8 protein-coding genes are annotated in these 12,487 nt (G+C 73.8%); 4 read left to right on the top strand and 4 right to left on the bottom strand.

The genetic code is table 11. The features are described from left to right. The first annotated feature begins 43 nt into the window (after positions 1-43). Entirely contained in the window at positions 44-673 is a 630-nt protein-coding gene (locus ABS735_RS25930; protein ID WP_373903955.1) for a TIGR04222 domain-containing membrane protein, read from the top strand. 80 nt (positions 674-753) lie between these two features. On the opposite strand, the gene gcl is transcribed toward ABS735_RS25930, so the two are convergent. After that, complete coding sequence (gcl, locus tag ABS735_RS25935) at positions 754-2,538, bottom strand: glyoxylate carboligase (RefSeq protein ID WP_373903859.1); 1,785 nt, start codon at positions 2,536-2,538, stop codon at positions 754-756. 147 nt (positions 2,539-2,685) lie between these two features. Between gcl and ABS735_RS25940 the strand changes: the two genes are divergently transcribed. Further along, positions 2,686-3,372 (top strand): hypothetical protein, encoded by a 687-nt coding sequence (locus tag ABS735_RS25940; protein WP_373903858.1) that lies wholly within the window; start codon positions 2,686-2,688, stop codon positions 3,370-3,372. Positions 3,373-3,384: 12 nt separating this feature from the next. On the opposite strand, the gene lbuL is transcribed toward ABS735_RS25940, so the two are convergent. Continuing rightward, positions 3,385-5,007, bottom strand: a complete 1,623-nt coding sequence (lbuL, locus tag ABS735_RS25945; protein WP_373903857.1) for a linear/branched/unsaturated fatty acid:CoA ligase LbuL — start codon at positions 5,005-5,007, stop codon at positions 3,385-3,387. After that, positions 5,004-6,680, bottom strand: a complete 1,677-nt coding sequence (gene ibuL / locus ABS735_RS25950; RefSeq protein ID WP_373903856.1) for an isobutyrate:CoA ligase IbuL — start codon at positions 6,678-6,680, stop codon at positions 5,004-5,006. Before ibuL ends, lbuL begins: the two co-directional genes overlap by 4 nt. Before the next feature lie 127 nt (positions 6,681-6,807). On the opposite strand from ibuL, the gene ABS735_RS25955 reads away from it, so the two are divergent. After that, positions 6,808-7,656 carry a helix-turn-helix transcriptional regulator gene (locus ABS735_RS25955; protein WP_373903855.1) on the top strand — a complete coding sequence of 283 codons (849 nt, stop codon included), beginning with the start codon at positions 6,808-6,810 and terminating at the stop codon, positions 7,654-7,656. 211 nt (positions 7,657-7,867) lie between these two features. Next, positions 7,868-10,699, top strand: a complete 2,832-nt coding sequence (locus tag ABS735_RS25960) for an ATP-binding protein (protein ID WP_373903854.1) — start codon at positions 7,868-7,870, stop codon at positions 10,697-10,699. A gap of 504 nt (positions 10,700-11,203) precedes the next feature. On the opposite strand, the gene ABS735_RS25965 is transcribed toward ABS735_RS25960, so the two are convergent. Then, the gene (locus tag ABS735_RS25965; protein WP_373903853.1) at positions 11,204-12,310 is read right to left on the bottom strand and encodes a winged helix DNA-binding domain-containing protein; all 1,107 of its coding nucleotides are present in this window, start codon (positions 12,308-12,310) and stop codon (positions 11,204-11,206) included. Between the last annotated feature and the right edge of the window lie 177 nt (positions 12,311-12,487).

Genomic DNA, 12,487 nt, shown 5'->3' on the forward strand with positions numbered 1-12,487 from the left:
GCGGGCACAACCCCGGCAACACGGGGCGCACGGGGGTGGTGTCGTGGAGGGTGGCACGGAGATCGGGTGGGAGCCGCACCAGATCGCGCTGCTGGGCGGCGGGCCGCCGGCCGCCGTCACGGTGGCGTTGGTCGCCCTGCACCTGCTGGGCGCCGTCGAGACCGGCCCGCGCAGGACGCTGTGCGCCGCGGGGCCGGAGCCGGAGGGCCTGGGGCCGTTCGAGGGGACCGTCCTGGACTGTCTGCACGAGCCGCTCACCGCTCGCGAGCTGGTCCGGCACCCGGACGTGCGCCTTGCCCTGGCCCTGACGCGCATCCCGCTCGCGGAGGACGGGCTCCTTGGCCACCCCTGGCTCAGGCCGGCCCGCGGCGCCCGTCGGCGCGTGGCGTTCTGGCGGGAGCGGCACCCGCTGCCGGTGGTCAGGCACGGTCTGACGGACGAGGACACACTGCTCGCGGTCGCCCTGCACGGTGACGCCGCGCTCCGTCGGCTCCTGCCGCGCTTCGCGCTGCGGACCGGGCTGGCGGACCCGGGCGCGCCGGTCGAGGGGGTGCGCTTCTCCCTGGGCCGGGGCAGGTTCCTGAGGTGGCGCGACGAGTACGAGGACTCGGTCTCGGGCGACTGGGGCAGCACGGGCCACGGGGACCACGCGGGGGGCGGCGGCTCGGACTGAGCGCGCACACGCGCGCACACGTGAGAGCGGCCCGTCCCCCCGGAGGAACGGGCCGCTCTCGGCGCTCGGCGCCGGGTCCGTCAGACCTTCAGCGTCCTGACCGCGGTCGGGGCGTGCCCCGGCTCCGTGGCCACCTCCTCGAACTCGACGACGTTGGAGATGTCGTTCGTCCCCGACATGGAGATGTTGGTGACGCGCTCCAGGATCGCCTCGACGACGACCGGCACCCGGTGCTCGGCGGCCAGCTTCTTGGCCTGCTCCAGGGCCGCGCCCAGTTCGTTCGGGTCGGTCACGCGGATCGCCTTGCAGCCCAGGCCCTCGGCGACCTTGACGTGGTCGACGCCGTAGACGCCCAGCTCGGGCGAGTTGATGTTCTCGAACTCCAGGTTGACCTGGAAGTCGATGTCGAACGCCCGCTGCGCCTGGCGGATCAGGCCCAGGTAGGAGTTGTTCACCAGGACGTGCACGTACGGGATCTTGTGCTGCGCGCCGACGGCCAGTTCCTCCAGCATGAACTGGAAGTCGTAGTCGCCGGAGAGCGCCACGACCTGCGCGTCGGGGTCGGCCTTCGCGACGCCGAGGGCGGCCGGGACGGTCCAGCCGAGCGGGCCGGCCTGGCCGCAGTTGATCCAGTGCCGCGGGCGGTAGACGTGCAGCATCTGGGCGCCGGCGATCTGGGAGAGGCCGATGGTGGAGACGTACCGGGTCTCCGGGCCGAAGGCCTTGTTCATCTCCTCGTAGACGCGCTGCGGCTTGATCGGGATGTCGTCGAAGTGCGTACGGCGCTGGAGGGTGGCCTTCCGCTCCTGCGCGGAGGCGGCCCACGCGGAGCGGTCGGGCAGCTTGCCGGCCGCCTTCAGCTCCTTGGCGACCTCGACGAACAGCTCCAGGGCGGCCTTGGCGTCGGAGGCGATGCCGTAGTCCGGGGCGAAGATCTTGCCGATCTGGGTCGGCTCGACGTCGACGTGGACGAACTTGCGCCCGGCCGTGTAGACGTCCAGCTTGCCGGTGTGGCGGTTGGCCCAGCGGTTGCCGATGCCGAGGACGAAGTCGGACTCCAGGAAGGTCGCGTTGCCGTAGCGGTGCGAGGTCTGCAGGCCGACCATGCCGGCGTTCAGCTCGTGGTCGTCGGGCAGCAGGCCCCAGCCCATCAGGGTCGGCACGACCGGGGTGCCGGTCAGCTCGGCGAACTCCACCAGCAGGTCGGCGGCGTCGGCGTTGATGACACCGCCGCCGGCCACGATCAGCGGGCGCTCGGCGGCGGTGAGCAGGCCGATCGCCTTCTCGACCTGGGCGCGGGTGGCGACGGGCCGGTAGACCGGGAGCGGCTCGTAGGTCTCCGGGTCGAACTCGATCTCGGTCGTCTGGACGTCGATCGGCAGGTCGATCAGGACCGGGCCGGGACGGCCGGAGCGCATCAGGTGGAAGGCCTGCTGGAAGACGCCGGGGACCTGCGCGGCCTCCAGGACGGTGACGGCCATCTTCGTGACCGGCTTGGCGATCGAGGCGATGTCGACGGCCTGGAAGTCCTCCTTGTGGATCACGGCGGTCGGTGCCTGACCGGTGATGCACAGGATCGGGATCGAGTCGCCGGTCGCCGAGTAGAGACCGGTGATCATGTCGGTGCCGGCCGGACCCGAGGTACCGATGCAGACGCCGATGTTGCCGGGGCGGGTGCGGGTGTAGCCCTCGGCCATGTGCGAGGCACCCTCGACGTGGCGGGCGAGGGTGTGCTGGACGCCGCCGGACGCCTTGAGCGCCGCGTAGAAGGGATTGATCGCCGCACCGGGCACACCGAACGCGTCGGTGACGCCCTCGCGCTTGAGGATCTCAACTGCCGCTCGGGCAGCGGTCATACGAGCCATCGAGTACTCCTGATCCGGCTGTCGGATTCGCACTCCCGTCGCGCCCCGCGGTGAGCTTCTTCCGTAGCAACTTCCGTATAGCGAAATTTGTTTTCTACGATCTGGAAGTAATGTAAGTGGGCAGCCGAGGGCCGTCAAGAGAGGACGATGGGGGGCATGTCCGAGACCATCTCGGTGTGCTGCACCGCCTGCGGGCGTCGGCACCGCTACACGGCACCGTCGTATCCCTGTGCCTGCGGGGCTCCCGTCGCCCCTGAGCTGGACCCGCGCGGGGCCGCGACCGCGGTCACCCACCGGGCGTGGGACGAGGAGTGGATCGGGGTGCGCTGCGCGGCCTGCGGTGCCGAGAGCCGGTGGCCGCGGCCGGAGCTGGGCTGTCCGTGCGGGACGGTGCTGTGCGTGCCGGTGGACCGCGCGGCGACGGGCCGCGCCGGGCGCGTCCCCGGTTCTCGGGTCCCGGCGCACCGGGCCGTCCCGATCCGCACCGCCCGCGACGCGGTCACCGCCGCCGTCCTGTATCTGCGCGGGCTGGGTCACCGGGACGTGCGCCGCGCCGACCAGCGGCCCCTGAGCGGCATCGGGCTGGCCGCGCCCGGCATCGTCGTCCAGGTGGATCCGACGGCGGGCCCGGCCTCGGTGCGGGACGTGGAGTGCCTGTGGCTGACAGCCATGGCGGAGTCCGCGCGGGGCGTCTACTTCTCGCTCGCCGGGTACGCCGAGGACGCCCGCGCCCGCGCCGACCTCCTGGACGTCCCGCTGTTCGTGCTCGACCCGTCGGGCGTGCCGCGCCCGGCGAACGCGCCGGCCGTGGCGCTGGACGCCACGGCCGGCTGAATCGTCGGGGGGTTACGCGCGGCCGTACCGCTCCCGCAGCTCCACCTTGCGCACCTTCCCCGAGACGGTCATCGGGAAGGAGTCGAGGAGCTGGAGGCGGCTGGGCACCTTGTAGTGGGCGAGCTGCCCGTCGCAGTAGGCGCGCAGTTCCTCCAGCGTGAGCGGGTCGGCGGCGTCGCGCGGGACGACGCAGGCCAGCACCTCCTCGCCGTAGCGCTCGTGCGGTACGCCGACGACCTGGACGTCCGCGATCTTCGGGTGGGCGTACAGGAACTCCTCGACCTCGCGCGGGTAGACGTTCTCGCCGCCTCGGATGATCATGTCCTTGATCCGGCCGACGATCTCCACGTACCCGTCCTCGCGCATCACCGCGAGGTCACCGGTGTGCATCCAGCGGCCCGCGTCGATGGCCTCGGCGGTCTTCTCGGGCTCCTCCCAGTAGCCGAGCATCACGCTGTAGCCCCGGGTGCGCAGTTCGCCCGCGTCGCCGCGCGGCAGGGTCACTCCGGTGACCGGGTCGACGACCTTCACCTCGATGTGGGGCAGGACGCGGCCGACGGTGCCGGTGCGGTGTTCGAGGTCGTCGTCCATGCGGGTCTGCAGGGAGACCGGGGAGGTCTCGGTCATGCCGTAGCAGATGGAGACCTGCTCCATGTGCATCTCGGCGACCACCCGCTTCATCACCTCCACCGGGCAGGGCGAGCCCGCCATGATGCCGGTGCGCAGGGAGGTGAGGTCGTAGGAGGCGAAGTCGTGGAGGTTCAGCTCGGCGATGAACATGGTCGGGACGCCGTACAGGGACGTGCACCGCTCCCGTTGCACCGCCTCCAGCGTGGCCACCGGCTCGAAGGACGGGGCGGGGATGACGATGCAGGCGGCGTGGGAGGTGGCGCCCAGATTCCCCATCACCATGCCGAAACAGTGATAAAAGGGCACCGGCAGGCACACCCGGTCCTGCTCCGTGTAGCCGACCGTGCGGCCCACCCAGTAGCCGTTGTTGAGGATGTTGTGGTGGGAGAGGGTGGCGCCCTTCGGGAAGCCCGTCGTGCCGGAGGTGTACTGGATGTTGACCGGGTCGTCGCAGCTCACCTCGGCGGCGAGCGCGTCCACCCGCTCCTGCGGCACCGACGCGGCGCCCGCGGTGAACGCGTCCCAGGACGGGTCGCCGATGTAGACGGTCTCGCGCAGCGCGGGGCACCGGCCCCGGACCTGTTCCACGATCGCCCGGTAGTCGCTGCTCTTGTGGGCGAGGGAGGCGACCAGCAGGGTGATGCCGGACTGCTTGAGCACGTACTCCAACTCGTGGGCGCGGTAGGCCGGGTTGACGTTCACCATGATGACGCCGATGCGGGCGGTGGCGTACTGGACGAGGACCCACTCGGGGCAGTTGAGAGCCCAGATGCCGACCCGGTCGCCCTTGGTGACGCCCTTGGCGAGCAGCCCCCGCGCCACCTCGTCGACGGCGGCGCCGAACTCGGCGTAGGTCCAGCGCCGGCCGGACGGGACGTCGACGAGGGCCTCACGGTCCGGGTGGGCGGCGATCGCGCGGCCGAGGTTGGCGCCGATGGTGTCGCCGAGGAGCGGGGTGGTGCTGGTTCCGTGGGCATACGACGGCTGGGGGGTGGGTGCGGTCACCGGAAGTCCTCCTCGCGGTACTCGTTCGCGGAACCGGCCGCCGTGGCCTCGCGCAGCTCGATGCGGCGGATCTTGCCGGAGACGGTCTTGGGCAGCTCGCCGAACTCCAGGCGGCGCACCCGCTTGTAGGGGGCGAGCGTGTCGCGGGAGTGCTCGAAGAGCACCTTCGCGGTGTCGGGTCCGGGCTCCCACCCGGCCGCGAGCACGATGTACGCCTTCGGTACCGCCAGGCGCAGCTCGTCCGGGGCCGGCACGACCGCCGCCTCGGCGACCGCCTCGTGCTCCAGCAGCGCGCTCTCCAGCTCGAAGGGGCTGATCTTGTAGTCCGAGGCCTTGAACACGTCGTCGGCCCGGCCCACGTAGGTCAGGTAGCCGTCCTCGTCCCGCGCGCCGATGTCGCCGGTGCGGTAGTAGCCGCCGGCCATCGCCTCGGCGGTGCGTTCCGGGTCGCCGTGGTAGCCGGTCATCAGGCCGACGGGACGCTCGGACAGGTCCAGGGCGATCTCGCCCTCGTCGGCGCCGGGCGCGCCGGTGACCGGGTCGAGGAGTTCGACGCGGTAGCCGGGGCTGGGGCGGCCCATCGAGCCGGTCTTCAGCACCTGGCCGGGGCTGTTGGAGACCTGGACGGCGGTCTCGGTCTGCCCGAAGCCGTCCCTGATGGTCCTCCCCCACAGGCGGCGGACCTGCTCGATCACCTCGGGGTTGAGCGGCTCACCGGCGGCGACGACCTCGCGCGGCGGGGCGGCGAGCCGGGTCAGGTCGGCCTGGATGAGCATGCGCCACACGGTCGGCGGGGCGCAGAAGGTGGTCACCCCGGCCCGGTCCATCTCGGCCATCAGCCGGCTCGCGTCGAACCGGGTGTAGTTGTACAGGAAGACGGTCGCCTCGGCGTTCCACGGCGCGAACAGGTTCGACCAGGCGTGCTTGGCCCAGCCGGGCGAGGAGATGTTGAGGTGCACGTCGCCGGGCTCGAGCCCGATCCAGTACATGGTCGCCAGGTGGCCGACGGGGTAGGACACGTGGGTGTGCTCGACCAGTTTGGGGCGGGCGGTGGTGCCGGAGGTGAAGTACAGCATCAGCGGGTCGTCGGCGGCGGTGGGGCCGTCCGGGGTGAAGGCGTCGGAGGCCGCGTACACGTCCTCGTAGGGCCGCCAGCCGGGTGCCGTCGTGCCGCCGCCGACGGCGACGCGCGTGTAGTCGCCGGGCACGTCGTCGAACTTGCCGGTGTCCTCGGCCCGCACGATGACGTGCTTGACCCGGCCGCGGTCGACGCGGTCGCGCAGGTCGGCGGGGCCGAGCAGCGTGGTGGCCGGGATGACGACGGCGCGCAGCTTCATCGCGGCCAGCGCGGTCTCCCACAGCTCGGCCTGGTTGCCCAGCATCACGAGGATGCGGTCCTCCGGGCCGACGCCCCACTCGCGCAGGCGGTTCGCCACGCGGTCGGAGCGGGCGGACATCTCGGCGAAGGAGACCCGGACCTCGCGGCCGTCCTCCTCGACGATGTGCAGGGCGGTGCGATCGTTGCCGTCGGCGATGACGTCGAACCAGTCCAGCGCCCAGTTGAAGTTCTCGGGGCGGGGCCACCGGAACCCCTCGTAGGCGGCGGTGTAGTCCTCGCGGTGTTCCAGCAGGAAGTCCCGTGCGCTGCGGAACTGCTCCGTGGCCGTCGTCATCTGTCCTCCTCGGTGCCGGACCTTGCCGGGCGGCTCTGTGCCATCGTCTAATCCGTGATGTGGGTCTCACTACCCCCGAACGGGGGTGTGCGTCCCAGGACGGCGGTCGCGAGGGAGGACGGAACGGGTGGCGGTGGACGCGGCTCAGGCGGCTCAGATCCGCAGCGCGCTGGTGCGGCTGCGGCGTACGACCGGGCTGCCCGTCGCCTTCGGCGGTCTCGTCGAGTCCGGGCAGCGCCATGTGCGCATCAGCGAACTGAGCGGCACGGCCACGACCGCGCTCAGCGCGCTGGCGGTGACGGCCGGCAACGGGCTCGGGGGCAGGGCGGTCGCGCTGTCGCGGCCGTGCGCCGTGACGGACTACTCCGTCTCCCGGCAGATCAGCCACGAGTACGACCTGCCCGTCGCCGCCGAGGGCCTGCGCTCGGTGCTGGCGGTGCCGGTGGTCGTACGGCGCCGGGTGCGCGGCGTGCTGTACGGCGCCCTGCGCACGGCCCAGCCGCTGGGCGACCGCACGCTGAGCGCGGCCGTCGCGGCGGCGCGGGACGCCGAGCAGGCGCTGGTGCTGCGGGACGAGGCGGACGAGCTGCTGGCGGCGGCCTCGCCCCCGTCCGCGCGGGCGCCCGGGCGCGATCCGGCGGGCGGCGCGGCCTGGGAGCAGGTGCGGGAGGCGCACGCGGCGCTGCGGGCACTGGCGCCGAGGATCACCGACCCGGCGCTGCGGGACGAGCTGCTGCACGCGTGCGGTCTGCTGGCGGTGGGGACCGGCCCCGCCCCGGGGCCCCGGCTGGCTCCGCGCGAGGTGGACGTGCTGGCCTGTGTGGCTGCCGGCGCGACGAACGCGGCGGCGGCCGAGCGGCTCGGCCTGCGCCCGGAGACCGTCAAGAGCTACCTCCGCTCGGCCATGCGCAAGCTGAGTGCCCGCACCCGCACGGAGGCCGTCGCGGCCGCCCGCCGGACGGGGTGGCTGCCGTAGAACACGGGCGGAGCGCGGCACCCCTCACGGAGCGGACGCGGCACGAGCCCGACCGGAGCGGACGCGGCGCGGGGTGGTGGGGATTTCTCGGTGGGGTTTGTTTTCGGGGTGCCGGTGTTTGTTGTTCGGCTCACCTCGCCGTCCCTCCGTAATGCAATGCCCCGTTGCCTAATATTGGCCCGGACACGACACACGGAGGGGAGCGGTCACCGTGCCACGGGACTTCGCGGAGGCTGCCGGATGCCGCTCCGACCTGGTCATCGGGCGGGAGGACTCGTTCGGCGCGGCGCGTGAGCAACTCTCCCGGGGCGGCAGCGTGTTGCTGCACGGGCCCGCCGGAATTGGAAAGTCGACGGTCCTGCGCACCCTGGCCGCGGAATATGCCCGCACGGCGCACACCGTGTTGCGCTGCTCGGCCACCGAGTCCGAATCCCATCTCCCCTTCCTCGCCCTCGCCGACCTCCTCGGCCCGGTCCTCGACGAGGTCTCCCACGCCCTGCCCGCCGCCCAGCGCACCGCGCTGGAGTCGGCGCTCACCGGCCGCGGCGAGTCCACCCTCCAGCGCGACGGTCTCGCGCTGCGCCTGGCGGTACTGTCCGCGCTGCGCGCCCTGGCCGTCGCGGGGCCCGTCCTCGTCGTCGCCGACGACCTCCAGTGGCTGGATCCGGCCAGCGCGGAACTCCTCGGCTTCGCCGCCCGCCGCCTGGGCGACACCCCGGTGCGGCTGCTGTGCGCGGTGCGCACCGAGGGTCCCGAGACACAGGACGCCGAGTACGACCGCCATCTGCGCGCCTCCCCGCCGGACACCCGCGCGGTGCGCCTGGGGCCGCTGACCCGCGCCCAGGTGTCGGCGCTGCTGGACGGACGCGGCTACTCGGGCCTGCACCGTTCCACGGTCCGCGACATCCACCGCACCAGCGGCGGCAATCCGCTCTTCGCCCTGGAACTGGGCCGGGCCCTGGCCGAGAGCCCCGCCCCACCGCGCCCGGGAGAGCCGCTACCGGTGCCGACCTCGCTGCGCGCCCTGGTCCTGTCCCGCCTGGAGATGCTGTCGGACGAGGCGCGCCGCACGCTCCTGGTGGCCAGCGCCGGCGCCCGTCCCACCCCGGCCCTGCTGCACGCGGCCGGGCGGGGGAACGCCGAGGCGGAGACCGCGCAGGCGGCGGCCCTGGGGCTGCTGGTGCCCGACCCGGAGGGTCCGACCGTGCGGTTCGCGCATCCGCTGATCTCGGCCGCGCTGTACGCCGAGGCCCCGGCGCCGGAACGGCGGGCCGCGCACGCGGCGCTGTCCACGGCCGCCTCCGACCCGATCGAACGCGCCCGGCACCTGGCGCTGGCCACCACCGGTACCGACCCCGAGGTGGCGGCCCGGCTGGCGGAGGGGGCCGCGCTGGCCCGGGACCGCGGGGCGCCGTCGGTGGCCGCCTCGCTGGGACTGCTCGCCGCCCGCCACACCCCGGCGGACAGCGTGCCGGGCCCGGACGAGCGCAGGCTCACGGCGGCCGAGGACGCCATCACCGCGGGTGAGCCGGACCTCGCCCGGGACATCGCCCGCGAGGTGCTGACCCGGGCCACCGCGCCCGGCGAGCGGGTACGGGCGTGGATGGTGGTGATCGAGGCGGCCGGGCAGGCCATCGGCGAGGTCGACGCCGTCTTCCCGCAGGCGCTGGCCGACGCGGGCGACGACCCGAGGCTGCTCGCCCTGGTCCACTACCAGCTGGCCTGGCGCTCCCTGGTGGTGCAGGGCGATTTCGCCAAGGGCCGGGAGGACGCCGCGCACGCGGCCCGGCTGGCGGCGCGGGCCGGGGACCGGCGCACCGAACTGCTGGCGCTCGCGTTCCAGGCCCAGTCGGAGACGCTGATGGGCCATCCGGACGCCGCGACGACCATCCAGCGGGCGCTTCAGGAACCGCAGGACCCGCGGGTGGCGTGCCATCACAACGGGGCTGGCTCCTCCCGGTTCCGGTGGCTGGTGATCAACGACCGGCTGGCCGAGGCGCGGACCACCGTCACCGCGCTGCTGCGCGAGGTGCGCCGGCGCGGCATGGCCGAGAGCGAGGTCCACTACCTGCGTTTCCTCGCGGAGACCGAACTGCATTCGGGCCACTGCGGCCGGGCCCTGGAACTGTCCCGGGAGAGCCTGACCCTGGCGCGCGACGCGGGCATCGGGGAGGGCGCGGGCGTGATGCAGGCCGCGCTCGCCGAGGCCGCGGGCGGCGACCCGGACCGGGCGCTGGAGCTGGCGCGGGAGGCGGTGCGGCGGACGGAGGAGGACGGCGACGCCGTGTACCTGTCGCGGGCGCTGGCCGCGCTCGGTCACGCGCACCTGGTGGCGGGCGACGCGGCGGCGGCCGTACGGACGCTGCGCCGGGTGCGGGAGCTGGAGGCCGGGGCGGGCATCACCGACCCGGCGCGCGGCCGCTGGCAGGGCGACCTCGCGGAGGCGCTGGTGCGCACCGGGCAGCCGGCCGAGGCGATGGACGTCATCGAGGTCACCCGGACGCACGCGCTGCGGCTCGGGCGCGGGAGCGTGCTCGCCGTCCTCGACCGGGCCGAGGCCCTGGTGCGGGCGGCGCGGGGCGAACACCGGGCGGCCGTCGCCCGGCTGACGTCGGCGCGGGAGCGGCTCGCCGGGCTGGGGTTCGGCCTGGAGGAGGCCCGTGCGGTGTTCGCACTGGCCGAATTGCACGCCGAACGGCCGGGGCGGGCACCGGAGTCGGCGCCGTACGACGAGGCGGCGCGGCTGTTCCGGCGGTGCCGGGCGCTGCCCTGGCTGCGGCGGGTGGAGGCGGCCGTCGCGGCGCGGGCGGCCGGACCGCCCCCGGTGCCGGCCGCCGAACCGGACGGTCTGGCGGGGCTCGCCTCGATGGAACGGCAGGTGGCGGCGCTCGTCATGGAGGGCGCGACCAACCGGGAGATCGCCGCGCGGCTGTTCGTCAGCGTCAAGACCGTCGAGGCGACGCTGACCCGGGTCTACCGCAAACTCGGGATCCGGTCCCGGGTCGACATCGTCCGACTGGCGGCGGGCCGGCGCCCCGACTGAGCACGGCGGGCCGACGCCCCGGCCGAGCACGCCCGGCCCGGGACGGCCGGCTGACGACGGCGGCTGACGACGGCCGGCCCGCGACGGTCGGGTTTACCGGGGGTGAACCGAGGGTTTTCCCTGCCCGCCGCCCTTAGGGGGTTCCCTCATTGGGCGGTCCGGACCGCCGGTCCTAGCGTGAACCCGTGCCGCTCGCCCGGGCATACGGGGGTCTGTCCCGAGACCCCCGTGCACCCCCCACGCCCGGGCGACCCCCCCACCGGCGACCGCTCGAGGAGACTGATGTCCGGCCTCACCCGTTCCAGACCGACCGCCGCCACGGCCATCGCCGGCGGCGTGGACACCTGCCAGGGCGAGAGCGGCGGACCCCTGCTTGTCGGGGGCGCCCTGGCAGGTTCGCCGATCTCCTGAGTACCCCTCAGGTGCAAGACCAGGGGGCGTTGCGGGCCTCCACGAGCGGCCCGCAACGCTCCCTCTCCATGTCGGCCGCGTGGCGCCCGCGCGTCAGTCGCGTACGGTCCCGAAGCGGATGTCGTACGCGGCTTCGGCGTGCATCGTCGCGAGCATCCGCCCGCCCTCGGCCACGACCTCGTCCCGCTGCTTCGCCGGGAGCCGGTCGAAGGGCTCGACGACGAGGGCGTCGTCCTCGAGCTTCCACAGTCCGGCCACGAAGCCGTCGACGAGGAGGACGCGGTAGGCCTGGTTCTTCCGCCAGGTGCGGCCCTTGTGTTCGGGCGGGACGAGACGGGTGCGGTCGGCGTGGGAGAGGAGCAGGTTGTCGAACTCGGGCAGGAAGCGCGGCGGGGCCGGGGTGTCCGGGTCGGGGCGCGGCGCGTCGGGGAGGTCGAAGAGTTCGGTGCCGTTCGCGTCCCGGAAGACGACGAGGCGGGGGCGGAGCCGTTCGAAGGCGTCCCGGAGCCGGGTCAGGCCCGCCCAGGTCTGCATGTCCTTCACCGAAGCGGGCCCGAACGCGGCGAGGTAGCGCAGCACGGTGTCCTCCGGTGCCGGCGCCGGCCGCGCGGGGCGCCCGAGCCAGTGCTCGGCGGTGGTGAGCGTGACCTGGCCGCTCTGCCCCCACAGTCCGCGCGGCGTGACCTGCACGAGCGGGAGCAGGCAGCGGGCGGCGACGGACAGGGCCTGCGGGTCGGCGTCGGGCCACTGGGCGAGGAGGGCCTCGCGCAGCTGCCCCATGGTGCGCGGCTCGGCCTCGACCAGTTCACGGGCGAGGACTGCGAGCCGGTCCAGGTCGACGCCGGTCAGCCCTTTGCGGAAGGTGTTCAACTCCCGGTCCCTGGCGGCCTGCACCAGTGGCCGCAGGGTGAGGCAGTCGTCGGCGGTGTGGGTGTGGATGGTCGAGCGCATGGTGACGAGCCGGGCGACGCGGCGGTCGGCCATCGGCGCGGACAGGTCCTCGGGTGTGAAGCCGTCGAGGCGGGCGGCGAGCGCGTAGTACGGGGGCTTCACGTTCTGGGCCTGGAGCCCGACGAGGTGCGCGACGGCGGCCTCGGCGGACATCGCCGCGCGGCGCAGCAGCAACTGCCGGGCCAGGGTGGCGCGGTTGAGGGCCCGGGTGCCCAGGACGGGGGCGGTCGTTCCTGCCTTGGTCGTCATGCGGGGCACGGTAGCGGGGATGGCGGACAGGTTCTGTCCGGCTCACGTGGGCGACGGACGCCGTCGGCCGCCGGCACGGAACTGGGCCGGGAACCAGGCGAGGCACAGCACCGGCCGTGCCCGTGGTTCCGTTCTTCTTCTCGGACTTGGTCCGATCGTGGCCGTCTGCGGTGCCGT

The organism is Streptomyces sp. MMCC 100 (assembly GCF_041538145.2).
GTDB lineage: Bacteria > Actinomycetota > Actinomycetes > Streptomycetales > Streptomycetaceae > Streptomyces.

Coding starts and splice junctions, on each gene's coding strand:
- gcl (WP_373903859.1), bottom strand. CDS start 2,538: ATGGCTCGTATGACCGCTGCCCGAGCGGCAGTTGAGATCCTCAAGCGC.
- ABS735_RS25940 (WP_373903858.1), top strand. CDS start 2,686: ATGGGGGGCATGTCCGAGACCATCTCGGTGTGCTGCACCGCCTGCGGG.
- ibuL (WP_373903856.1), bottom strand. CDS start 6,680: ATGACGACGGCCACGGAGCAGTTCCGCAGCGCACGGGACTTCCTGCTG.
- ABS735_RS25965 (WP_373903853.1), bottom strand. CDS start 12,310: ATGACGACCAAGGCAGGAACGACCGCCCCCGTCCTGGGCACCCGGGCC.